The organism is Leifsonia sp. SIMBA_070, assembly GCF_046534635.1.
In the GTDB taxonomy this organism is placed as follows: domain Bacteria; phylum Actinomycetota; class Actinomycetes; order Actinomycetales; family Microbacteriaceae; genus Leifsonia.
Genome location: NZ_JAWRYK010000593.1, coordinates 1 through 254, shown reverse-complemented (window position 1 = coordinate 254; position 254 = coordinate 1). Strand labels below are relative to the sequence as shown.

The following is a 254-nucleotide window of genomic DNA, read 5'->3' as shown; positions in this document are numbered from 1 at the left end:
ATCCTATGTGGGCATGTCCAAGGATCAATTGGCCAAGTTGAACCTAATGGTCGAGAAACTACTTGAAACGGCCTCTTTTGATCAGCACGGCCCAATTTTAAACAAAAGAGAGGCCGACCTAGTTCCTGTTTTAAAACATTTATCTGAAAGCCATCAATTGAATACCTCTAAAAGTATAACGCTGAAATCGGAAGCAAAGGAGGCATTTGCACCTGTTGATGCCCTTCATTTTGAAAATGCACTGAACAATGTAC

Annotated in this window: 1 protein-coding gene; it reads left to right on the top strand. The window is 40.9% G+C overall.

Translation table 11 applies throughout. The annotated features are described in order from the left end of the window. Positions 1-13 precede the first annotated feature (13 nt). On the top strand, positions 14-254 hold a 241-nt coding region (locus SB754_RS21605), incomplete at its 3' end, for a hypothetical protein (RefSeq protein ID WP_410784368.1).